Annotated in this window: 6 protein-coding genes; 2 read left to right on the top strand and 4 right to left on the bottom strand. The window is 57.4% G+C overall.

The window, feature by feature from the left end; all coding sequences use genetic code 11:
* Nucleotides 1-177 precede the first annotated feature (177 nt).
* From FYC48_RS17405 to FYC48_RS17395, 3 genes are all read right to left on the bottom strand, one after another.
* Nucleotides 178-594 (bottom strand): hypothetical protein, encoded by a 417-nt coding sequence (locus FYC48_RS17405; protein ID WP_149497998.1) that lies wholly within the window; start codon nt 592-594, stop codon nt 178-180.
* Between the two features lie 138 nt (nt 595-732).
* Complete coding sequence (locus tag FYC48_RS17400) at nt 733-5,043, bottom strand: cadherin-like domain-containing protein (protein ID WP_149497997.1); 4,311 nt, start codon at nt 5,041-5,043, stop codon at nt 733-735.
* Nucleotides 5,044-5,763: 720 nt separating this feature from the next.
* Nucleotides 5,764-8,076, bottom strand: coding sequence for a dockerin type I domain-containing protein (locus FYC48_RS17395; protein ID WP_160149590.1), 2,313 nt, complete (start codon nt 8,074-8,076; stop codon nt 5,764-5,766).
* Between the two features lie 74 nt (nt 8,077-8,150).
* Between FYC48_RS17395 and FYC48_RS27850 the strand changes: the two genes are divergently transcribed.
* The gene (locus FYC48_RS27850; protein WP_160149589.1) at nt 8,151-8,444 is read left to right on the top strand and encodes a hypothetical protein; all 294 of its coding nucleotides are present in this window, start codon (nt 8,151-8,153) and stop codon (nt 8,442-8,444) included.
* Between the two features lie 94 nt (nt 8,445-8,538).
* Here FYC48_RS27850 and FYC48_RS17390 read toward each other — a convergent pair whose 3' ends face one another.
* Nucleotides 8,539-24,300, bottom strand: coding sequence for a GEVED domain-containing protein (locus FYC48_RS17390; protein WP_149497995.1), 15,762 nt, complete (start codon nt 24,298-24,300; stop codon nt 8,539-8,541).
* 470 nt (nt 24,301-24,770) lie between these two features.
* On the opposite strand from FYC48_RS17390, the gene FYC48_RS17385 reads away from it, so the two are divergent.
* Nucleotides 24,771-25,577 (top strand): tetratricopeptide repeat protein, encoded by an 807-nt coding sequence (locus FYC48_RS17385; RefSeq protein ID WP_200836635.1) that lies wholly within the window; start codon nt 24,771-24,773, stop codon nt 25,575-25,577.
* Nucleotides 25,578-25,685 lie beyond the last annotated feature (108 nt).

Raw genomic sequence — 25,685 nt, 5'->3', positions numbered from 1 at the left:
TCGCGTTCGGATCGCAGTGTTCGATGAGACGCAGGCTAGGAATAGCACAGACTCCGGAATGGCATTCTCCAGAACTGCTTTACGTAGCCTCTGTCCTACAACCGATAGGATTTTTCGTTGACAAGTTATCGTAGCGGTTTTGAACGTGAGGGGCAAAGGAAACCGCCGTTCGACGTTTTATCGTTCTTCGATCAGCAAGGTGACTTCGCCGTCGATGGTCAGGTTTTGGGGCCGGCCTGATTTATCTGGACTACGGTTCAATTCGACTTCGAGCCGATTGGCGGTACGGAGATACGTCTGAATTTCGACTTCGATCGGGGCGGACACCTGGTGAGTTCCCGAATCGGATTCCCAAATCATTGACTCATTCAATCGAATGACAGCGTGATCGGCCTGAAGCGAAGTGATTTGCAATCTGACCGACGCCTGATCGGTCAATCCGGTCGGGCAATTGAAGTTTCGGTTGTAGCGGACTTGCGTCGGCGGCGAATCGTAGTCCGTTGCCGGATCAGGAACATCGACTCGTTCAGCCGTCGAACCCGGGACGCTTACACGTAGCCAGGGGCGTCGCAAGCGAATGCGGTGGGCGGACATCGGCGGGAAGGGAACGGATGGTAGGTCGTGAATAAATACGCCAGTCAAAAAGAAAACCGCCGATGAAATTCATCGGCGGTTTGTGAAGGATTTTGTTGGATCGTTGATCGGACGGCAAGGGGCCCGATCCCAATCGGCTTACAGGTCCGAAAGGATTTGGTCGATCGCGTTACGATAGTCTTCGAATTCTTCTCGGAGAAGGTCGTCGCTCGATTGGACGAAGTTGAAATCTTGCATCGTTCCGAAGAAGCGAACGCCGTGTCCATCGCCTGTGACAACGAATTGATCCATGTCTAAGCGTGCCGATTTCACTTCGCCGGCACTGTCGATGATCGTCAACAAGGCTGCGTCGCGGGCCTCATTGAGAACGACTTCGGCATACTGGGCATCGAACTCACCGCTGGCGATGAACATCTGCTGGGTGCCGTCGGCGTTCAGGTGAACCGAGCCACCCGAAGTACCGGTGCTGTCGCTACCGGTGTCAAGGATATCGGCATCCAAGTACGTTTTGGCTAGCAGGTCGATGCGTTGTTGGACGCCGACGATGCCGACCGCATTCAGGCTTGGTCCGGATTCGGATTCACCGCCAGCCTCGTCGATGACGATCACACCCCGTTTGCTTCCGGTGTAAATCACCGACGAAGGCAGGTTGTAATCGACAATGTAGGTGCCAGGATCCAGGTCGGTGAAGGAGTACTCGCCTTCGTTATTGGTCAACACCGAGGCGACTTCGGCTTCACCGTTGCCGGTGACTTGCAGCAATCGAACCAGCACGCCACCGAGTGTTCGCTCGTCGTCATCGTGGACACCGTTTCGAATCGGGGTCGCACCATTATTGGCGACGTCCTCTTGGTTTTCGACGTGGTCGATATAGAGCTGTCCGGAGATCGTCGACGGTTGGATCAGCGGCTCGTCTTCACCGATGATCGTGATCGTCGCGGTCTGAGCGACGCTATTGCCGTTTCCGTCGCTGATGTCGTAGCTGACAACGATGACTTCCGTTTCGCCGGTGTTCAAATCGTTGTAAGCCGAGGGATTGATCAACAACTGTGCGTTGGCCGCGTCGATCGTCACTCCGCTCGCGTCACCACTGGTGACGACGGCATTGATGACCGTAAGCGGGTCCTGGTCAGGATCGGATGCACCGGCCAGCATATCGACCGTGCCGTTGTTGTCGTCTTCATCAAACGAGATCGTGATCGGGCCGGAGACAACGGGGATGCCTTCGTCGCGGCCTTCGATCGTGACGGTTGCTGTTTGATTGACGCTCGCCGTGCCATCGGTGACTTGATAGGTAAACGTGATCACGGCAGATTCGCCTTCGTTCAAGGCACCGTAAGCACTGGTGTCAATCGATAGGTTCGCACCGTTGCGGGTGACACCGCTATCATCACCGGTGACCGATACACCGGTGACCGAAAGGGTGTCGCTTGCGTCTGGGTCAGAAGCACCGTCAAGCAGCGAAGCGGTCTGAGTGCCTTGGTCCTCGTTGAATGTGAATGCCAAGGCGTTGCCAACGGTCGGGGCATCGTTAACGCCGGTGATGGTGATCGTTGCCGTCTGAGCCGCCGAACCGCCGTTTCCGTCGACCACGTCGTAATTCACGACGACGATTTCTGATTCACCTGCAGCCAAGCTGTTATAGGCCGAGGGGGCGAACGAAATCGAATTGTCGTTGACGATGGTGAAGGGACTCGAATCGCCCGAAACCGTGCTGAAGTTTGCGATGGTGAGTACATCGCTGGTGTCTGCGTCCGCCGCCCCGGCGAGCAGGTCGACCGATGCCGAGGCGTCATCTTCGGTGAACGTTTGGCTGATCGGTGCTCCGACGGTCGGGGCGTCGTTGACGCCGGTGATCGTGATCGTCGCCGATTGAGCCGTCGTTCCACCATTTCCATCGATGACGTTGTAGGTGTAAACGATGACTTCGGATTCACCGGCTGCCAATGCGTTGTAAGCCGATGGGTCGATCGCCAGTGAGCTTCCGGAAATGTTGATTCCGGCGTCATCACCAGAGGCCAGTGTCAGGCCGTCGACAGAAACGCTGTCGCCTGTGTCCGGATCCGCAGCACCATCAAGCAGATTCAAACTGGTGCTGTTGTCATCTTCGGTCGCCGTCAGCGTCAGCGGGCCGTTGACGGTCGGTGCATCGTTGGCACCGTTGATCGTTACGGTCGCGGTTTGTGCGACGGTGCCGCCTTCGCCGTCCGTGATGTTATAGCTGTAGACGATGGTCTCGCTGGAGCCTTCGGGCAGCGAGTTGTAGGTCGACGGGCTGACCGAAAGCGTGTTGCCGCCGACGGTAATGCCACTGGCATCGCCACTGACCAAGGTCAAGTCCGCGACGTTGAGTACGTCACCGGTGTCCGGGTCTGAGGCTCCGTCGAGCAAATCGACAGTCGCGTTGGCATCGTTCTCACTAAACGTTTCGATGACCGGACCGCTGACGACCGGATTTTGGTTCGGCGTATCGCCGTTAATCGTGATCGCGACGGTGGTGTTGACCGTTCCGCCGTTGCCGTCGGTGACCTGATAGTCGTACGTCACCGTCACGCTTTCGCCATCATTGAGCGCGGCGTAAGCGGAAGGATCAACGGTGATCTGATTGTTCGTATCGTCGACCGTGATTCCCGATGCATCGTCGGAGCCGTTCTGGACGATGTTGATCGCGTCCAGGGTGTCACTGGTATCGACATCGGATGCGTTTTGCAGCAAGTCGATAATGAATGAAGGGGCGTTTTCGCTGCGTGATTCAGTGATCGGGCCGCTAACCACCGGAGCGTCATTAACACCGGTGACGGTCAACGAAAGTGTTTGGCCGACCGATCCACCATTGCCGTCGATGATGTCGTAGGTCGCGGTAATCACCACGCTTTCGCCTACGGCGAGTGAGTTATAGATCGACGGGGTGACGTCGATCGAGGTGCCATTGAGAGAGACACCGCTGGTGTCGCCGCCGGTGAAGCTAAAGTTCGAAACTGAAAGCGTGTCTCCATCGGCATCGCTGGCTCCGGTCAACAAATCGACACTGTCGGTGTTGTCGTCTTCGGTGAATGTCGCTTCCAGCGGGACCGGTGAAACGGTCGGAGGTGTGTTGATCACCGCGCCGGTGCTGAATGTGACCCGGGCGTCTTCGTCGATGATCACCAAATCATCTGGGACGTTCTCTTCGGTATCCCCATAAAGTGTGAGGGGGTCAACGCCGGCTCCAGGATTAACGTCAACGACCAAAGGATTCGAGCTAGATACCGGCTGGCTCAAAAAGACTTCAAAGCGAAATGCGTCGAAAGGCTCAATCAACATTCCATTGTCGTCGGCGCCTCGAACACCATTGAGCTGAATCTCGCCAACACCACCGATGCTGGTGAAGCCTGTCTCGCTATCGAATGATCCGTCATTCAAAAATTCATAGAATTTGTCGTTGTCATTAAGCGTCCGGCTACGGATGTCCAAGTTAAATTCGAAAGCCGCGTCGTTCGGGGTGACTCCATCGGCTTCAAACGGTGCGAACTCGGTGAAGGTGACATCGACTTGGTTGTCGAAGTTCGCCGTGAGAATCAAGTCAGGTAGGTCGACATTGCCAAAGGATTCATCGGTGTACACGATTTGAAATCCAAGGTCCCGGCCGCTGTCTCCACGGAGGAACAGGGGCTCGGTGATCTCGAAATCATCGGCGTCGTATCCGAAGTCGTTGACGAGTGCATTGCGTAGCGGTGTCGCGAATCCACTTTGGATGTCAGAGAGAGGAACATCAACGGTCGTCGACGATCCCTCGATTCCAATCGTTAAAGAGCCGGAACTGCTGTCGCGAATCGCTTCATCGAATACCACTCGCTGAGCTTCACGCAAGACTGGCATGAGGACGCCGCCCATGCTGACGCCAACATCAGGGTACAGCGAGAAAATACCGAGGTCGTCCCCGAAGCCGCGAAGGTCCGAATAAGCAACTTCGAGGAAGAACGAATTCTCAATGCCGGTGCCGACCGTAATGACACCATTGCCATCTTCGGGCAGTAAATTGTCGTCACGGTCGCGAGCGGAAAGGAATAACTCGACGAGCGCGTCCATTTGCTCACCGCGAGCAACGGCGTTGATCACCGAAAGCGCGTCGCTGGGCGTCACGTTTCCATCGTTGTTTGTATCGACTTTTCGCTGATCGAATGGGTCCAAATCAGAGTCGACTTGCTCTCCTTGTGCGGCACCAGCGTTGGCCGCGATATAGTTGATCACCGCGAGCGCATCGCTCGGTGACACAATCCCGTCTTGATTGACGTCGGTCGCGTGCCAGTAGTTGTGGGCATCATTGAAGTCCGCTGCCAGCAGTTGACGCTGCTCCAGCATCTGAGAATTCAACCGTCGCGTAATGCCATTGCGGGCGGCGCGGGTTTTGTGAGATCGTTCCGCACTCTGGGCTTTCTGACGGCGGAGCAACTGACGCAGGCTTTTCATCTGGAAATCCGGAGAGATGAAGTAGAACGTGTTAGCCGGGGACTCGGGACTCGGTCGCGTGGCAGGTCGAGGAGGTCGTATTCGACTGACGGGGACCCCGCATTCCTTGGAAACCGGGGCCGCAAAAATTAGCCAGCCTGAATATTGGCCCTATATTATCTCCCTCGCCCGCTTTATCAACGTTCTGGTTGCGTGGGAAATTGGACCGTTCCGTTCGGGTTAGATGTCGCTCAACCCTCAGAGTTCCAGATATTCCGATTAAATCAGTTCGCAAAGCGACCGCAACGAGGCAGAGTTTGTGGGGGACTGCTGCATAATCCTGCCGAAAACACCGTAAAACGCCGTTAGAAACGCTCGCCGGTGATCTTTGAGGCATCTGCTCGAAAGAAGCTATCGGATGAGGGGTAGCCCTCACTTGCGTCCGATGTCGGTTTGCCCGCAGAGTTCCACATTTCGCTCAATGATGAGCTACGGAGTAGGCGTTTCTCGCCCGAAGCAGACAAGCGGTCCCGAGAAATCGAGTGTGAGATCAGCCGCGAGCCTGACGGAGCGGGACATCGCGGAACTCGCTAAACGTTTGGGCCCGACCGAAAAAAGAGTGCTTCGATTCGACTAAATTCTCCGGTGGGAACGATCAGACGACGGAGAAAACCACGGTTAATGGACCGACTCCGTGGCTAAATCCACTGGCGATCCATGAAATCACACCGAAGTACTCGATTAGAAAAGTTTTGACGAGTCGAGCGTCTCGTCCGGCCAATCAACGCTACAGACGGCCAGTGGATTGGATGAAGCGGAGGTCGTATGCAAGCTTGCCGATGAAGCAAAGTAATCGTCCACTGCCTGACTGCTCATCGTGGAATCGGCCGACGAAACGGATTCGCCCTCGGCGATTTCACCTTCCGTCCTGGCAATTGACAACAGATTGATGACACGCAGCGCGTCGATCGGGGACACGACACCGTCGTTGTTGACGTCGACGTCGAATCCAGAAAGTTCGTCAGGACCAAGAGTTCGATTACCAAGTCGGGCAATGTCGTTGATGACCACCAGCGCATCGCGGACCGAAACCATCCCATCACCGTTGGTATCCCCAGGGAGCGTTTGATTGAAACGCGGGCTATCCACTTGGATGACGGGTAGAGCAACCGAATTCATCGATTCATTAAGCTCGAGAGGGATGGTCGTCGAACTGAATTGATAGATCAGATTGTCGGCGGTTGTTTCCAATTGGTACTGCCCTACCGCCAGCCCATCGATTGCCAGCAGCCCATCACCTTCAGTTTCGGCAATCGATTCGGTGCCGAACTGGATGGACTCGACAAGAATTTCTGTTTCGGCATGTCCAAAGATGAGAACTTTGGCGATTTGTCCGGTGGAATGGTGCAGGCTGACTCGTCCCGTTTCACCGGCCATGATTAACGGACTGGTAACGCGTTCGATTAGATTGCCCGCACTGTCATAGGCTTCGACGCGGGCGTAGCTTCCACTTTCGTAGCCATAGCCGCCGGTGTCGGTTGCCCGAAAGTCAACGACGACTGCACCAACCGTTTGGTCACCGGACACTTGCAGTTGTTGATCGGCACCGAAGGCGTCTTTCCAGACGCCGCGGTCGGTGTCAAAGAACTGAAAAACAGAAACGCCCGACAAATCGGTTGTCGACGTTCGGACCGCGATCTGACCATCGGTGTCGTCACCGACTGCCGAGAGCGTCACGCCACCTTGGCTCGCGACGTTGCCCGCAGGTAGTGTCGCCGCGTCGAATGCTTGGTAGCTAAGCGAACTGCCGTCGGAGCGTTTGAGATTGAGTGTTCCGTTTGTGAATAGGCTTTCGCCTTCGTCGCGTCGTCCGTTCTCGTTGGTATCAAGAAAGGCATAGACGCCGCCCAGTCCGGAAAACGCGGGAATCAGGGTGCTAGCACTTAGGATTTCGCTCGTGATTCCCGTCGATGTGTCGATCGCACGAAAATCGAGCGTGCTTGCCCCTGCGGCGTCGATGTCCAAGTCGAACGTGATCTCGGTATCATCGGCGATTAGCGCCGTCTGCCAGGCACCACCATCAAGGCGGTACTCCAATTCACGGATTCGGGCGAGCGTGATATCGCTTTGCATTCCCGCGCTGTTCCGATTGGCTAGGGTGTCGACCGCTGCCGAACCGGTAACGTCAAATGTCTGATTTTCGGCGTCAAATGCGGCAATCGCATCGATCGTCAGCGGAACATCGGCGACGTCAAAGATGCCATCGCCGTCGCTGTCCTGCCATCCAACCATCGCGAGCGCAGACGGTTCGGTCACCAGTTGGTTGAATGCATTGACCGAGGCTGAGCCCCCGCGCATGATGCTATCTTGTTGGACGAATCCAGGAGTCGGATTATCAGCGGCGTTATAGTTTTGTGCGTTGTAGTATCCTCGCTGATCGGTCCAGCTTCCCGCACCGGGGTATTGGTCACGGGCCCAGAAGATGTGTCCCATTTCATGGCTGTAGGTCGATGTGGGACGCTCACTGGGGATCACCATGAACAGTCCGCCCGGGTAGGCGAAAGCGCCCAGGAACCCGCCATCGGCGAAGAACCCATCGGCATCGTTGGAAGAGTCCACGACGAAAACCGTGAATGCCCAATCGGTCTGATAGGATTGACGCTGGGAGTCGTTGAATAGGTGGACGGCTCGTTCAATCGACGGTGCGTCGCCATAGCCCAGTCCGGTCAGCCAGCTACCCACGTATCGCTGAAACGTATCGCTGGTCCGTGTGATCGGTTCATACCCCGTCTGCACCGGGTTCCTTGCGTAGGTTTCGTCGACGACGAAGTCCAAGGTGTGAACCGAAGTTTTCGTCGCTAGCAGATCGGCCCACCATTGAACACTGTCTTCGATTTTTGCCAGCGTGGCGTCGATTTCTTGAGCGGTCCAGTCCTCGGTGTTTGAATCGATCGATCCATCACTTTCGAAGAAAACGGGTGTGACTGTGATGGTCCCCAGTAAAAATTCGCCGGTATCGACCGGTGTCGCACCGAAAGGGACGTCTGCGGCCATCAATTGACGCGACTCAAACCGCTCGAGAGAGAGTCGCCGCGACCGGCGTTGCTGCCGGGAAGCCGATCGAGTCGATGTCCCCGATATCCGTCTCGGGTATGGGGCGTTTGGCGGCTCAGAATGCGGGGCGATTCGTTCAGTCACGTTTCGATTGGGCAAACGGTGTGTCATCGCGAGTGGTGTGGGCGGGCGTCGACCGCCGCAGTCGGCTGTGTAATGCCGATCGCATGGCTGCATTGCCTGCTGGAATTCAAACGCCGCTAGGGCGTTCACCTTGGATGCTAGTCAGTCCTTCGCGAATCTTGCAAAGACGTCTACTCAATCATACGTTCTTTAACCGATCTGTCCGCATCGGTTTCTACTTGTAACGGCTTTCCTAGTGCTTCGTATGAATCTGATTTGGGGTAGCGGAACAACGCCGCGAGATATGCTCGCGGCTGTTGTTGACGTCAAATCATCGCCTTACAGGGAAGCAAAGAAATCGTCGAGTCCGCTCTCGAGTGACTTCGATCCTTCCGCGTCGGCTTTGTCCTTGGCCAAGTCGTCGACAATCGAATCGAGTTCGATGACTTCGGGCAGGTCGAACACGCTGGAGTTGTCGTTCGAGTCGGATGCCATCAGACTCGGACCGACCAGGAGTTCGTCACCGTTGGTTTCGTCATCGTCGGTGTCGGACGGCAACGTCGCGGACTGTTGGATCAACACGTCACCGGCGGCGGTCGATGCACTGGCGAACACCCCAGGAGCGGCCGAAACAAACGATCCCGACAAACCTTCGCCCTCACCACTGGCGGTCGCATTCATGCGTGCCAGTTCATTAATCACGGCCAACGCATCGGTCGCAGACATGATGCCGTCGCCGTTGACGTCTGGGTAGATCGGCGTTGCCACGGGCGTCGTCTGCAGGTTCACCGAGACGGTGCCGCCAGCGTTACGAGCGATCGAGTTGATGATTTGCAACGCATCGATCGGTGTCACGTTGCCACTGTCGTTGGCGTCGTAGCGGTTGCTCGCGTTGGTATATGGATTAGTGCCAACGAAGATTTCGTAGTCTTCCACTTCACCGCTGGTCGCATCGCCGTTGGGGCCTAGCGTCGACTGTTCGCTCAATCGGAACCGAGCATAGGTCGAACCAGACAGGGCCGAAGCTGGGACGTCGATCAAGACCGACGTCGTGGTGTTGTTGAACAGTTCCGGTGTTAGGCCGGTGCCTGCGGTTCCGAACCGGTAGCGTTCGTTGACTTCGAATTGGCCGTTCTGGTTCCAATCGAACCAAGCGTCGACGTAAACCGGTAGGTCGCCCGTTGAACCGGCATCGTCGTTACGAACGAAGATTCCGACGGGGAACGAGAACCCTGCTTGGAACGATGCCGGGAGCGTAATCCCGTCGTCGCTCGAATCTGCGTTGGGAAGTTCCGCGTCGGCTTCGGCAGTCACCGTCGCTCCCAAGCCCAATGCCGGGTCGACGGCGTGTCGTGGACCGCCGTCATCCATCGAGCTGGTGTAAGGTGCCGGGGCATCACCGTAGTCGTAACCGGTGCCGATAAAGATCGTCAGCTCGGTTCGGCCGTCTGCTTGGTTCGGTTGCAGTTGGTTGCCGACCTGGTCTTGCACGACTACTCGGTCCACCGCACCGAATCCACTGACTCCGCCGGTGCCTTCTAGGAAGACACGGACATCGACGACTGAGGTGCTAACACCGGTCAGGTTTTGCGCGTCGATGGTCTGCTTGATCAGCTCCGCAATCTCTTCGTCGCTGAGGTCGATCGGAATGTTGATCGGGACTGTCGGGCCTTGACCTGGCAGGGCGATTTGTGTCGCAGTCGAGTTGGACACGTCGACCGAGTAAGTCGTGTCGCCGCCCAGGAAGACTCGCCCAAATCCAGCGTTCTCGGGAGCCAAGCCAAGCGTCGTGCCTCCGATCGCTCGCACCAACGCGTTGGCTACCTCGTCGAGGGTATCGTTGAGGTCGATCGAAACCGGGACCGCGTCTTGGTTGACCAACAAGCCGTCGACGTCGAATTCAAAGTCGATCACGTTGACCGAGCCAAGGCTGATCTGAATCGATTGCCCGTCGGCAACGTCGGCGATCGAGCTACCGGGGATCGCCGGAATTTGGAATCCGAATCCGGTTTCCGTTCCGATGCTGCCACTGACTTGCAGTGCGCCGCTTGTGCTAGTGACCGTCGACAAGGGAGTGCCGCCGACCAGTTGCAATGTTTCACCCGACGCCCGAGCCGTAAAGGACAGTACCGTATCTGCGTTGATCGCGTCGGCCATCAAGGCGACAAAGTCGGCGGTCGTTCCGGCGGCCGGAATGGTGACCGGGAAAGCTCCGCCGGTAACCGAATTGTTGGAATCGAATTGGTAAGACCGTGTTCGAGCCCCGTCAAACAATTCCAACGTCACGCCGTCGGCGGTCGTCGCATTCAACCCGGCCAAGAAGTCGACGATCAAGCCGGTTTCGTACTCAAAGACGGTCGGTTGATTCAAGCTATCGACGACCGTCAGCTTGGCTCCGTCTGGGTAGACTACACCATCGCCCGCTTGGACGATCGCGTCGCTGGCGTCGATCATACGGATCAGGTAGGTCGAGTTGTCTTCCCAAGATCCAGCGATCGGCGTCAAACGAATAACATTCGTCGAAGGGTTGTATGCAAATCGATAGTGTGTGCCTTCGACCAACGGTTCGCCGTCTTTGAACAAGATCAAAGAACTGGTCGAGACGCTGCCGTCATCGATACCGGTTCCGGGAACGTTGTCTGAAGGAGCCAGCCCATCGATCAGTTGGATTTCAAACGCATCGGGACGCGTACCGGCGACGGTGGCACGTCCGGCGTCAAGTCCGATGCCGGGGGCGTAGGGTTGCAACAGCGTGACCCGAGGCCCTTCCATGTCGCCACGATCAAATCCGCCGCGATCTTTGAAGACCCGGTCACCAAGACCGCTCGGAGGTTCGACACTCGGGTCGTCGACACGGACTTGGCCGTTGACGTCCAAGACTGGGGCAAGCACCGGTGACGGTGCGATGCCGACCGAATTGCGAACCGTCGTCAAGCTCGGACGATCGGGCAGCGAATCGATTGAGCTGTCGATGATCCGCGAGCCGGACGCGGGAGCGAAGACGAAGTTAGCGGGGTCGACGAAGACGGCTTCCGAATCGGTCAACACTTGGGCGAGTTGTCCGAGGTCGACACCCGCATCCGCGTTGTTCGTGTTCTTGTAGAACGAGTTTCCGCCGGAAATGAATCCGCCGTTGTCACCACTCAGCGTGATCCCGGTTTCGGTGTTTGCGATCACATTGTTCAGCAGCGTCGGCGACGAACCACCGTTGATGCTGATGCCGACTCCGCCGGCAGTGTATTGATCGACGGGGGCACTGCTGATCGCACCGATCGCATCGATGTCCGCACCCAGGGCACTGCCCTCTTCATCGCCCTGACGAAGGTCGGTTAGGCGAACAAAGGCGAAGCGATCATTTGGTCCGAAGCCAAACTGGTCGATGTCGATTTGGTTGGACAAGCCGCCGATGATTCCCACGTCGGTAAAGCTCAATCCGTCACGGCTGATTTCAACGAGTACCGATTCGATCGCCCCGGTTTCGAAGACGACCAAGTCGCCCGCCGCGGTCCCATCACCGGTCAAGTAGTTATCGGTGAATTGCACGGTCAGTGATCCGCCCAAGCCGAGCGAGACTGCCGTTTGGCCATCGACAGGTTCGTTGCCGCGTCCGTTTCCGTCTGGCGCCCCGAGTGCCGAATCTGGCGTCTGGTGCGTGAGGGTCGGAGGTGTTCCGCCGGCATCGGGTGAGTAATCGACGACGGCGTCTGCGAACGAGATCAAACCTTGATCGAACAACAGTCCGGCGAAGGTGTCCGAGGGAGCACTGGTTCCCGCGGTGATCGAACCGCCGATGATCGTGTTATTAACGATACGGTCGATATTCACCGGGTCAGAGTTGGTTTCGTTGAGCGTGATGTCCAATCCATCGATTTGGATTCCACCGGTGCCGTTGAAGGCCACGATGTTGCTTTGGACGACCACACCGGGAACGTAGTTTTCCGAGTTTAGTTCGACGAGGTTACGTGGGTACCGCACGATCGAGTCGGTCTCGTTACCCGCGACCACTGCCGTCGCGTCATGTTGCAGCGAGATTCCGTATTCGGAGTTGAACAGGAAGCGGCTGTTTTCAACCATGATCACGCCTTGTGCGTCGCGATCTCGGTTGCTGTCACCACGCAGTCGAGACTGATCGACGGCGGCCAAAGCTTGGTCTTCATTGGACACCAGCACGTTACCCACCAAGTTGATGCGCGAATCGATTCGAACGGTCGCGTCGATTCCAGTCGGTGGGACGACTTCGGTATTGAAGCCGGTACTCGGTGTGGCTTGAACGTCCAAGACGCTTCGGACATCGCTGCGGTTGATCGCGTCGATGATGCTGCTGGCCACTTGTGTTGCCGTTTGCGGACGGGGCAACCCGGTGTCTTCGTCGACGACGCTCAGCGATACCGGGACGCGGACACGACCTGGGGTCACCGATCCGTCAAAGTCAAATTCGAATTCGACTGTCGCACGTCCGTCGGTGATTGAGAACATTTGGCCGTCGACGATTTGATCCGCCGAACGTGCTTCCAAAGTGATCCCGTCGCTTAAGCGTTCGTTGCTGTTGAACTCACGGAACTGCAATCCGTTGACACTGGTGATGTACTCACTCGAGTCGCGGATCTCGACTTGGTAGGAACCGGTGACCAGATCGCTCAGTGGGTCGTTGGGTTCGGGGAACGTAAATCGAGTGTCGGTGACAAACGAAGTGTCAATGCCCGATCCCGCGGGACGATCGTCGACGACTTGTTCGCCGCGTTCGGCCAAGCCGATGATAAAGTCGTCCAGGTAAACGCCGTTAAACTCGTTGTTGCGAGATCCGGCGACCGGGGTCGCGCCATATTGGTCGACGTAACGCTGTGACGCGTTCACGAACGGTCCCGAGTCTGACAGGTTGAATCCCGGTAGCGACACCATCGCCCCGTCGACGGGAATGTAGTTCGGCGTCCCGGTGCTGATGGCAGCCGGGATGAATCGCGTCAGCAATGCCGTGCGGATCGCCTGAGCCACTTCATCGGCTGACATCGCCGCACGAACATTGATCGCGTTCGCCGTCGTCGACGAAACGTTGCGAACGTCCAACAAAGTCGACGAGACCGATGACAGCTCGTCGGCGTTTCCAAACTCGATCGAGTTTCCATTGGCGACGAAGTTGTACGTCATCGTCACTGCCGGTGGCATCGCCGACACGGCATCCCGAATCAAGTTCGCGACGTCCGCCGATGACAACTGGCTGATCGTTCCGGCCGCACCCAAGTCGATCGCAATTTCGTTCGGTGGCGAGAGCGGATCCATCGGGTCAGAGGGGCTGCCATCGATCGTTCGAGTTCCGTCATCGAGCACGTACGTTTGTCCGTCGAGGACAAACTCGGCACGTGCCGAGGCGTCGGCAGCGTAGGCCGCGGCAATTTCTGCCCCGGCGGGGGCGACCAAGGTCGGCGGGAAGTTCACTTCGAAGGTTTCGCCGCTGACACGAATGCTTTGACCTTCGACCAGATCAGAACCGGCGACGGCTTGGATCGAAGTCGAACCGGTGTCGATCCGACCGGCGGTCGAGAACTCGATCAACAGACGCAGACCTTCGAGGCCCGCGAACTCGGACAACGGCACACGGGCCTGACGCCAAGTGTCGGTGTTGTCGAACAGTTGTTGCTTGTCGACGTCGATGGTGTCGTTGTACGGTGCGTTCAATGGTGGGTCATCGAACTCATCATCTGGACCACCGATCGAGGCGGGGTCGTTCGAGCCCGGACGTGTCACGGTCGTATTGAGCGCGACGGCATGTTGGGTTCCGTCAGGCTCGACGACAAAGACACGTAACGCATCGGTCGATCCACCACCGTCAGCTTCGATCAGGTAGGTGAAGTACAGCGTCGGCAAATCGTTGGACGAATAATTCGCCAGCGAGAATTCCTTACTAAGGACTTCGCCTTTTGCCCCACCGGGGAAGTTGTACGTCTGGTTGACAGCTTGTCCGTCGCGACGGGCCGTCGCGGTGGGGTATTCAACGGGGTCGGAGTAATTGTTCTGGAACAGCCCCTCGTAGTTGAATGCCAGTGATGTCGTGCCACCGTTGTTATTGTGACCGGCATCGCCGCTGCGGGAATTCGTAAAGTGCCAGAGGTTGTAGTCCAGCGTGCTGAAATCGAGACCTTGGGCATCTTCGATACCGGTCGAAATCATCGAACGGCCACCGGCAAAGTAAGGAACCAATTCCCCTTGCAGGTTGAAGGCGTAGATGTTCCCGCTTTGTGTGATCCCGAACAAGACATTTGAGTAGATACCGCCATCGACATCGTTCGGGCCGGCTCGTAGGCCGGTGAATCGTTCGCCGATGCGTTGCAGGTCAGTTGCCGTGCTGACCAAACTGCCGATCTGGCGATTGCCACTGATGATCTGGGTTCCGGCGATCAACTCGTTCCCGGTAACACGGTACAGGCTGCCGGCATCGCTGATTGCGTAAATGTCATTGCCGACGATTTCGACACCGGTAATCAGGCCGCCTTGGGGCAAGCCACCGGCAACCAGATTGCCGGTCGCCACCGAGATGTTGCCGCCGCTGATTTGAACGCTGTGGTTCATTTCCGACGCGGTGAAGGTAGCCCCGAGTGAGTTGATCACGTCGGTGACTTTCTGGGCGACATCGGAAGCGGTGTCGTCGAGTTCGATTTGAATGACTTCGGCACCTGGCGTCACACCGATCGTTCCGCCGCCGACCAAGCCGGAAGAGTTAACGATGACGGTTGACGCACCGGGGACGGTGAAGGTCAAACCATTGACATCGGCGGTGATCGCATTATTGGCGAACGCGTCGAGAATCGAATCGAGCACGTCAGAGGAATCGAACGACTCGTCAACCAAGACGGGAATATTGCCAAAGGCCACGCCATCAGAGCCGATGCTTGTCAGTCCGACACCGATCGGGGTGAAGAACGCGTCGGGGCCGAAGGCGACTTCGTTACCCAGCAGGGTCACGTCCGCATCGGGTTGATACTGCGTGATGGCAGCGGCCAAGTCGTTCGCGACGGCGTTGACCGGGCGACCCACCCCGTCGGCACCGCGAACGATGATCGGAATGTAGGTTGAGATCGTCGGCTGGGTGCCTTGGGCGATGAACTCATACGTCCGCGTGCCGCTCGGCGTATTGACGATGACTCGTTGTCCGACGTCCAAGCCGCCGTTGGCGAATACGTTGGACAGACGTAGGCGGCGACCGGTGTCGAATTCGAACGTCGTTCCGCCGACGGTCAGCGTGTCACCGTCAAGTACCGGAGCACCGGTGACTTGGACCGCCGCACCGACCAAATCAAATTCGAATGCGGTGGTGTCCATTCCACTGGTGATCGAGAACCCATCTCCGTCGAACAACTGCTGAATGAAGTTCCCCGCGGCATTGATGCTGACCACATCGGTCACGCCGAGCTGTGTCGCCGCACCGCCGGGAATCCTGCTGGTGTTGATCTGGCCAACTTCACGTCGGTCGGTACCCGCACCCGCGTCGGCGACGAACCGATCGACGAAGGGATCGCCGTTGGCGATGCCGGTCGACGGATCAAATTCCCAAAGAATGTTTGAGCGATAGTCGATGCCGTTATTGCCGGCGACCGCACGGTTACCGACGAAGAAACCACGTTCGGCATCAAGGTACTCGCGGATCGTCAAGGCTTCGATCGTGACGCCTTCATCCGAATCGGCTTCCAAGATTTCTGGGTTAGGAGCTTCGGAAACGTTCGACTCCAACGTCGTCAAAATCGGCGCGGTGTTGACCGTCGTCGGCGTTCCCGTTCCGGTATCCAGTTGGACATAGAAGTACGCGTCATCGGCCCGTGGACGGCCTGAGAACTGCGTGTATGCGTACAGTTCGCCGTTGGCGCGGAAGGCCGCGTCACGGATGACTTCGCCACCAAAGTTTCCGACTTCGCCATAGTCGACACCGGTGAACGGATTCACGATGTGCAATCCGTTGGTCGTATTGACGTACAAGTAAACGTCATCCAGCGAGTACGGCACGATCGACGAGTTGTCGAACAGGATACCGTTCTGCATGTTGTCGTCGGCGACTCGATCGATCGCTGCGATCGGTTCGACACGCACAAGCGGGTTCGAGCTGGCTGGATTGAAAAATTGATCCATCGCCAGCGGGACTTGCGTCTGGTTGCTAACGGCGACGTAGTAGGTGCCTTCGGGCAATTCGACCGAGCCGATGAAGGGGTCTTCATTACCGGCACCACCGCGGCTCAGGTCATCGGTGCTGTTGTCGGTTGGCGACGCGGGAAGATCCTCCGCGACGTTGCTGTCCGTTCCGGTGTAGATCAAGTTGCCGGCCGAATCGAACACGTACAAAGCCATGTCGCTACGGGCAAAGTTCGACGCGTAATCCAAGTCGATGACGGTCGACAAGAACATCGGCGAGCTGTCGCGGGTTAAGTCATCGTAGCGGACTTGGAACGAGTACCAGTCGACGTCGGTCGCCGAGTCAATCGTGCCAGAGATGGACTTGGCCAACCGGTCACTTTGCAGTGGGCCGGCGATCGCGTTGGTGTCGTCACCAACGCTAAAGTAACCAAGCGGCTGGGCGTCAGACGCTTGATCGTTCGGCGAGGTCGTTTCGGCTTCTTCACCGGTCAGTTGTGAGTGCAACGGCTGGCCGATAATTTGCAAACCATTGGTGGCGTAGCGAATGTCGGTCAGGCGAACCTGCGTGCCGGCACTCTCGTCGGCTTCACGCAAACGAATCTGCATCGAGTACCGACCGCGGGTCAAACCTTCGTCGACACGTGCCGGATCGATCAACGTGGCAAAATCGGTGGGGTCTTGCGTGTTACTACTGCGGACACGGACATGGTACTGATTGAGCGTTCCCGTTTCGCCGGGCAAACGGATTCGCATGCCGGCGTCTTTGTAGTTATACGAATAGGTGTCCTGAAGAACCGAATCGGCATTCTGGACAACCGGAGCTGGCGACGCTGGGATCGACGGGAAAACGCCTGCGGTTGACAACCGGAATCCGGGGACATCGATCGCGGTGAAGAAATCTGGATCAAAGTGGACTTCGACGGCATAGTCGCCCGTCGAAGAACGGGACAGCGTTTGGGCAGTAACGAAGCCGATTTCGTTGGAAAACGTGCTGTTGAGAGCGTTCGCAATCGCGGCCGCCGGGTTCGCCAAGAAATTGCTGACGCTGACGTTGACCGTCTGTGTGCTGACACTGGTGTCCAGTCCTAGCGTGAACGAACCGCTGGAGGCGTTTGCGATCGCCGCGTCGAAGGTGAACTGGGCGACCGGAACGCGTTGTTCGTTGACCGTCAACGCTTGTGCCGAGTCGCTGTCGAGCAGCGGTGATACGTACAAGCCGAGTGACGGATCTTGTTCGGCCAGCAACGAATCATTCGAGGCCGCCAACACGTTTCCGTTGATGTCGACCAACTCGATCACCGTGTCCAAGCTATTGCTGGTTCGGTCGATGTCCAGCCAGACTTCGGTGCCGCTTTCGGCGACAAACGAATAAACGTCGATGTCGTCGCGGGTGGTGATCGCACCGTCGACGATGAATCCCAGGCGACGATTTTCATCACCGGACTGTTCGTTCGGTGCCAATTGACCAAGGTATTGAGCTTGGCCGGGGATGGCGTTGTTTTCGAACACCGTCATGCGAACCGGTTCTTGTTCGGCAAACGCAGCCACGTTGCGATCGTCCGCACCTTCGCGGATCGTCACGCCGTCCCACTGGCCGGTCGAAAGCGATGCCGATGGCGGCTGGACGACCGTTGGGTCGGCGGCCAGCAATTCGAGGAAGCTGGTCACTCGCGATGAAAACGCGTTGCTGTTGACGACCCAGGACAACGCGGTCGTGACGTCACCGGCGCCAAAAACCGAACCGAACGTTGGGTCGACCATCGCCGGCAGATCGGTCAGGTCGATCACACCGGGAACCGAGTAGGCCTGAGTACCGGCTTGGATCTGCGTTTCCAGATCGTTGTACTCGTCTGCGGCCCAGCCTTCGTAAGTCGCGTTGACTTGGTTAGTGCCATCGTTGGTGTAGAAACCACCGTGCGAGAATCCAACACGGGTCGGGCCATCGACGGTGTAAACACGGAAGTCGGATTGTCCGGGCGTGCCGACGGTGTAGAGCAAGTCGTCTGTGTTGCCCTGAACGTCTTCGTCTAGGTAGCTGATCACACGGATATCACCCAACGACGTGGAGCTGTTCAGATCCAAGGTCGAGAACATCGTGGCGAGGCCGTCAATGAAGTACGTCGTCGCGACCCAGTTGACGGTACCGTTGGGGCCGGCATACGTTCCGCGGCTTTCGACGGTGTCTTCGGCAACCAGCGTTGCCGCCTGCGTGATCGTCGTTTGATTGAGCGCCGTCGTGGCTCCGCCGCTGGTCAGGTAGGTCGATGCCAAGAAGATATAGTCTTGCGAAACGAGTTGCTGACCGTTTTGCAAATTCTCAACCGTGACCGCACTGACTTGGACTTGGTTGGCATCTTCGATCGTCGCCGAGAAAGATCCGGTGATCGTCGGCGCGACGTCATTATCGATCGTTGTCCCTAGGTCGACTTCGGGGCCGGTCGGCAAGGTGCCAACGAATTGTTGATTTCCGTTACCGTCGTCGTCATCGCCACCGGTGATGACGCCACTGATGACACCATCGTTATCGGTATCGACCTGAGCGAATCCGTCGATCGTAAAGCCGGCTCCGACGAAATCATCCGAGATCGCCGTCATCACGACGGGGAAGTCAGGGTGGCCGATCAATTGCAACGCACCGCCGATCCGGTCGGCGATGTCTTTGAATTCGTCTTCGGCGGTAAGCAACGAACCGCCGACGACAATCCCCGCTGGGTTGGTGTTTTCCTGCCCTTCTTGTGTCTCGAACTTGACCACCAACGAACCGCGTGCGTCACTGATCAGACGCAGTCCGCCGTAGATGTGTTGGTTGGGGATCTCGATCGTTTCGTCAACGACGTGAACGATGTCGATGTCGTCCCAGACGCCTTCGGTGACCAATTCGCCACCACGGACCAACATCCCGTTGATGCCGTTACGAGTCAGGGTGTTGTCTTCGACCAGTGGTCCAAGATTGCCGACCACGTCAAAGCCTTCCAGCATGCCGGTCGATCGGCCGTGGTCGGAAACTTCGTTGCCGTTTAGCGAGTTGAGATCGATCGTGATCGCGGCGGCATCGTTGTCGATGAAATCGTTGTTAACGATGATCGGCGTTGATGCCCGGACAAAGACCGTGCCTGTTGCGTTGTCGCCACGACCGACACGGTCGCCATTGGTCGATGCACGACCGTCGGCGTTGTGTTCGATGCGGCTGTTCGTCAAACGCAGCGTCCCCTGATGGACTTCGATCGGATTGAAGGACGCAAAGCCACCTTCGATCCGGGTCGAGCCACCGGCGCCTGCGATCACTGCGTTGTCAAAGCTGGCGACCGAACCGTGTCCGATATAGACGCCGCCCCAGTCTCCCGGAGTCAGTTCGCCACTGTTGCCGCGGTCGTTGGTGTCGAACGTGCCGCCGCTACCGTAACGCTGATCTTCCAAACTGGTGATCACGACGGGATTCGCCGACGTACCTTCGGCGATCAAGTTGGCACCGAAACGAGCTTCGATGCGTGCGCCGTCGACCTTGATCACCGTTGCCGGGTCGATGACAAGGCTGGCGTCAAGTCGGCTACGGAGAGGGCTGGAGATCGCAGGAAGTTCCGCACCACCGGTTTCGACGCGGTCGGTGTAGGTGGTGTTACTGGCGTTCAGGTTCGCCACTAACTGGAACGTCCCGGCGGTTCCGGTGATCGGATCAACGGTCGCTCGGTACAGTCGACGCGACACAACGCTGCTGTCGTTCGCGGTCGGTAGCTGAACCAAACGGATGCCGCTGTTGTCGTTATTGACGACGACGGAAACGGTCGCGTCGCTGGCCGCCGATTCGAGCCCCTCTTCGGACACGTTCGTCAAGCGGTAAACGTATTCGCCCGCATCGATTCCGCCACCACCGACGACCTCGCTAAGACGAACCAAGAACGACGAGGGTGCACCCGACTGGACGATCGCGCCACCGGGCGTACCGGCGATCACCAAGTTTTCGGTCAGCACGTGAGTGATGTCGGTGTCATCGAAACGTGTCGCGCGGGTAATCGATTCCAGCTCTTCTCCGCTGCGTTGTCGCAAGCGAATGAACAAGCCGTTAATCGAGTTGTCGATGATCGTGTTGCCGTGAATCTCTGGTCCGACTCGGGTGTAGTCCGATGTGAACCGACCGCTGTCCTGATACTTCGGATCGGTGAAGCGGTCTTCGCGGAACGTGTCAGGCGTCGCCGACATCGCCGCGTCGGAGCTATCAGTGATCGTAGAATTGATCACCGTCGCTCGCGTCATCGACATGTTGATTGGCGATACAACCGCGCTGTCGCCGCCGACGGGAACCAAGCCGCCGCCGTAACGAATGTTGGCGAATTGGATGTGATTGGCAAAGATTCCTGCGTCTTCGGGGTTATTGCGGAGCTCGTCCGCCAGATCCAAATCGCCACGGAAATCGATTCCGCCCCAGTCACCGGGGACCGGATCGGGGAGCAATCCGATTTGGTTGCCCGTTCCGATCGAATCATCGTTGACGCTGGTAAAGTACACGTCACCCGGAATGATCGCACCGCCGGCATCACGAGCCGGTAAGCCATTCTCGGTGATGATACTGGGCGTACCGAGTACTTGGAGGTTCGAACCGCTCAGGTCGATCGTCGGTGCAAAACTTCCTACGCTTAAACGCGAGTTGCCAAACTTGACGATCGCACCGGAATCAAAGAACAGCTGGACATCAGCGGGAAGATCCAACGAAGTGCCGTCGGCGAGTGCCGTTCCGTTGTTGTTGTAGCCGATGTTGAAGGCGAAGTTGTCTTCGGGGGTTTGCAGAAGACCGTCTCGACCGCCGTTGCCCACCACACGAATCGTCAAATCCAAATCACGTAGGTAACGCACGATCGATGCGTCATTCATCAAGCTTTGGTCCAGCGTTCCGTTGAGGAACTGCTGTCGCAGCTTTGACATGCGGCTGGCATCGGCGACCGCCTCGTCAATTTCGCTGTACGCGTTCGCCAAGTTGAACGTCGTGCGGTTACGGAATTGATCGATGAACTGGCGGTCGGACAACGAACTTGGCAATCGCGAGACACCGTTTCGCTGAACCGTGTTGCCTTTGTCGACATAAATTGTTTCAGAAGGATCGGCCGGGACGAACCAGTAATCGAAGTTGCCGCCAGGGGTTCCATCGGCATCGCCGTCAAGGGCGACACCGGAAATGTCGGTTAGGCTGGCGTTGGTCGTCGGGGTAAAGTCAACACGCAGCTCGTACGAACCTTGCGTCAAACCACCGTAACCGGTTCCCGAAATCGCCGGATCGTAAGTGTCGTTGCCCTTGGCCGAGACGCCAATCATGTAGCGACCGGCGGCAAGCGAATCGATGCGGATCAGCGAATCGTTGCTGAAGTAGTCATCGTTCTGAGCGACCAGTTCATATTCGCCAGGGGAAACCTCGCGATAGAGTCGTAGTTGCGTGTCCAACAAACTCGGAACGGTCAGACGCTCGGCAAGTGTTTCGATTGCGATCGAGCCGGCTTGGTCGACGACGAACTCGTACATGTCGATGTCCGTGCTATCGGGACGGTACAAGTACTGTCCGTGCAGGATATCGGCGTAGGCCGGGAACGCGGGTTCGTTGTCGGTGCCCGGCGAAAAGATGAAGCTCGTGCTTTGCGTGACGGGTTGCGGCAGATCGTCGGCGTAGCCGTAACCGAGCAATTGCCCGACGCCGAACATCGCCCCGCGGAAGAATTCACCACCGAATTGATCGTCGGTTGATTCATCGAAATCTTGGAAGTCCATGACGACCAAGTCTTCGACACCGTTGCCGTCGCGGTCACGCGTGACAACCGCCAGGCCACCTTCCGAACTCGCACCCCGTTCGTCGCCACCGTACAGATCACCGACGGCGATCGAGAAGCCGGCGATATCTGCCGGGTCACGATCAGAAACTTCGACGAAAGTGACACCCAGATACTCGCTGTAAAGCGTCATCACTTCACGAACTCGCTGCTTTTGCTGCTCGCTGATGATGTTGACGTATCGGTAATCCTCGGCGATCCCCGGTTCGTTCGGATTGTCACCCAACCAGCTTGCGACAAAGTCGTATTCGATGACCGAGATTCCGTCGACGCTGTCGGCACCTTGCTGAACGTAGTCCAATGGCACGACGCGGTTCAAACGCGAGGGGTCTTCCGGACGAATCTGACGGGTCCCGGCGACGTCCGGGCCAGGGAGCTCCAATCCAAATCGTTGTTCGTTCAGAATTTCTGAAGTCAGGTAAGCCGAACTGGTGCCGTTGCCGGAGATCGACCAGCCGCTGTTTAAATCGAATGCCGTTTCGAAACTGTCGCCGGCACCATCGGGACTGGCGGCCGTCGCCGACGGTAGCGTCAATTCTTGCGGAACCATCGGCAACGCGGCCGACTGACCAACACGAAGTCGGACTGCACCGCTGAGCAATTCACCGGGGTTGGCCGGATCGGAGATCCGGGCCAGAGAACGCTTGTAGTTCAGACGCGCGATGTTGGTCACGCTGTTGTATTGGACACCATCGGCATCCAAAGCAATGGTGACGTCGTCGGTGTTATTGGCGGTCTCGCGGGTGAAGATCAGTTGATAGAAACTGGGGTCTTCTGCCAACGCCGGATCCAAATCATCGTCATTGAAGTGAACTTCGATGATGCCGGTTTCCACACCGATCGAACCGTCTTGCAGCCGTCGCACCGGTTCGGGAACAACCGCCACAACTTGAGGGCCAAGGTTGATGTTGAAGCGACGCGAAAAATTCGTACCGTCTTCGAATGCTTCGCCATCGACGCCACGTAGGGCCAATGTGCCAGCGCCCAGAATGTCGATCTGATACGTGTCGTCGGGCAACGGATCGGAGAATCGGAACACGACTTCGCGCGATGAGTCGCCTAACCCGACATAACCTGGTTCGACGGCGACGTCGCTAACACCGCTCAATTGAATCGGCGAGTAGTTGACCGGTTGGCTGCCAATCCGAGTCAGCGGGTTGCCTTCCTGGATCGAAGCCCGAACCAATGCCGACGCTTGAGGATTGTTGTTGATCTGGTTTACAAAGTCCGCCGCGGTCGACGAAAGGTCTTGGCCACCGGCGGAGTAGCTATTGAGTTGGACACGAATCGTTTGGTCGCTGACAACAACGACCGGCATCGTCGGACCGCCGAAGTTCCGTTGCTCGACGATGACGTTGACTTCACGTCCTTCTTCGCCGGGGATCTGCGAGATCAGACGAACACGAACGTCGCCACCGGTACCAAAGTCGGTGACCGCTTGTGCCGCGTTGGCCCCGTCGAGGGTCAGGGTTTCTTCGTTCAGCGAGCGTGACGTCGCCAAAGCCTGGCTACTCGCACCGCTGACCTGAATCGCTTCGATCAGATCACCCGCTTGCATCGGATCGTCCGCATCGGTTCGGCGAGCGTTATTGATCGCCGATTCCAAACTGCCCGCTCGTGTCGGACGGCTGGGATGTGTGCTGAGGGTGATCGTCACCGTTCGCGCTTCGGCGTCGGTCGACAGAACTGGAGACGAACTGGTGGCGTTCGGATTCGAATTGAGGATGACCTGAATCCCGTTGCCGAGGCTGCCGGTTTCGCGCGCACGGAATTCAAACAGAGCCGATCCACCGGTTCCCAGGTCACTGATGACCGAGGCGGCTTCGAATACGTTGTCCTCGCCAGCCCGTGTGATTCGGATCGAATCGAGCGTCGACGGATCAATTTGCGAATTGTCGTCGAATCGGAACGTCAATTCGTTTGGCGAGAAATTCAGCGTGTCATTGTCACGAAGAAGATCACCCTCGTTGGGCTGAATCCCAATCAATTCAGGCCCGGCGAGCAGTTGCCGGTTTTCCAAATTCTCCAGCAACGATTTTCGCTTCTCGTCGCGACGACGTGACTTTCCACGCGAGCTGATCGCGCGACGCCCGGCCGTCGACTCGCTTGATTGCGATGAAGAAACGCGGCTCAATTGCGAGCGAAGGGAGTGAGATCGTTTACGAAAGGTCATCCAGAGGCCTCGTCATTTTGCCCACACTGGGCATTCGTTCTGTTGGGGCAGCACTTTGTTGGGTGACTCCGTCGCCAGGGGAATGGCAGACGGGTTTGACCCAAGTCAGGTCGAAAGTTGCAAAGGTGATAAGCTAGGGGGACTGCGCTAGATAGCGGCGGAGCCTGGCTCGAAGTGTAGTTAGAGCGACTCGAACCGCAACGAAAAAGGCACTGAGTGCCGTCTCAGTCTCTAAGTCAGCCCTCCTAATCGACCCGAGGGTCCAATTCCGCCGCGCATCGGCACGCCGGAGCGACACATTCGACGTTCTATCGCTCACGAAAGTTCCTCTCTTGCGTGGTTTCGCGTCCGGTTGATACCGTCCTGTGAGCAAGATGCTGATTTTGCAGCCCAAATTCTGCCCCTCCCGGACGGTTCGTTCGTGTCATGATGAGTGGGTTGAGTTGACAAATTGTCAGGATGGCAGACCGATGAAACTTGAAATGAACCCACCTAACCCTCAATTGAATGGCCAATTAGAGGGGTTTCCGACTGGTCCTGAGGGACTGTTTCAGAAGGGCGTCATCGCCGGGGTGACGGTTTTCCTTCTTCTTCTTACATCGGCTGGATGTCGCTTTAGCGCTAGTGGAAAAAATGCCTTGGGGGCGCAGTTGCACCAACAAGGTCAGTACACGGCCGCTTTGCAACAGTTCCAACAGGTGGTTGCGGACGATCCGACCAATCCTGACGGTTATTACAATCTTGCCGCCACCACGCACCGGCTGGCCAAACAGCGATCAGATGAGGCGTTGTTCAATAATGCCGAGGCGCTTTACAACCAATGTCTCGACCACGATGCCAATCACGTCGAATGTCATCGAGGCCTAGCCGTCCTGCTGATGGACACGGGCCGCCCCGATCGGGCCTTCGCCCTGGTGAAGAATTGGGCGAGCAGCAATCCGACTGCCGCCGAACCGCGGATCGAGTTGGCTCGTCTGTACGAAGAGGTCGGCCAACCGGAGACAGCCCTGAAGTATCTTGAAGACGCAGTCCAGCAGGACGCAAACAATTCACGGGCTTGGCTCGCATTGGCTCGTTTGCGTGAGTCCAGCGGCGATTTGCCGCAGGCCCTGCAGAACTACCAGCGTGCCCTTGCGCTCAACAACACTCAGCCCATGATCGCAGAACGGGTCGCGGCGCTCAGTCGCGAGATCAATTCGAATCTGGACGCCGCTCGATCGGGGGCCCAGACCCAAATTGCGCGACCGCTGCCCTATCCCTCGACCAATCGCTACTAGTAGTCCGTCTCGAATTACTGCTTGAGTTCACTTCATCAGCCGGCGGGCTTTCGCCCGGTCATTGCACCGAAACCGCGGCTAACGCCATTCGGCTAATTCTGATTTCAA

The organism is Roseiconus lacunae (assembly GCF_008312935.1).
GTDB classification, from domain to species: domain Bacteria; phylum Planctomycetota; class Planctomycetia; order Pirellulales; family Pirellulaceae; genus Stieleria; species Stieleria lacunae.
Note: the sequence above shows the minus strand (reverse complement) of the source record. Positions and strands in the feature narration are given on the sequence as shown.